This window comes from Neisseria sp. P0021.S007 (genome assembly GCF_051956855.1).
Map to the genome: position 1 here is coordinate 1 of NZ_JBQCXA010000378.1, position 775 is coordinate 775.

The window sequence follows — 775 nt, forward strand, 5'->3', positions numbered from 1 at the left end:
GATTCAGACGGCCTGTTTCAATATCGTGCTGGACTTTGCTGAGAAGTGCTTTATTTGGACTATGGCCGCTCATAAATGCGATGTTTTTCTCGCCTTTCGGCGTGGCGAGATAGCTTTCCAAATCGCCCTGCACCTGATAGCTGAAACCGCCGAAGTTACCGCCTGCGCCGGAGCCGAACGCCAAACAGGAAATATCGGATTTGATCAGGGTATTGTAGCGGTTGCGCTCGCCACGGCCGGGATAGGCGAAGTGGCTGTTGCTGACCTGTTCCCAGCCTTTTTCCAGCAGTGTTTCAACCGTGTAGGCATATTGGTCTGCCTGAATATCGAAACCTGGCGGTGTCGGAAATGCGCCTTTTTCAATCATGCGGTTGATGGGCAGCATGGGATAAAGGTTGAACGCGTACGTATCCAAACCAGACAGCGGCAGCTCGGTGGCGCGGGCGATATCGTTTTGCCAAACTTCATCGGTTTGATTGGGCAGGCCGAACATCAAATCAGCGACAATCACGGCATCGAGTTCGCACAATTTTGCCAAATATTCAAACGCCTCGACGCCGCTGTGCTTGCGGCCGAGACGGCGTCGGATGGCGGTATTGAAGGTTTGCACGCCGATGGAAATGCGGTTGGCGCCTGCTTCGATGCAGGCCTGTGCTTTTTCCAGATCGAAATGGCTCATGCGCCCTTCGATGGTGAACTCGCAATCTTCGGCAAGCGGCAAATATTGGTAGCAGCCACGAATCAGGCGGACGAGGTCTTCCGTAAGCAACGCGGT

General features: G+C 53.9%; 1 protein-coding gene. It reads right to left on the minus strand.

Annotation, left to right across the window (positions count from 1 at the left end):
• Nucleotides 1-775, minus strand: a 775-nt coding sequence (locus ACTHUR_RS13470) for a radical SAM protein (protein ID WP_440399037.1), incomplete at both ends; no start/stop codon positions are given.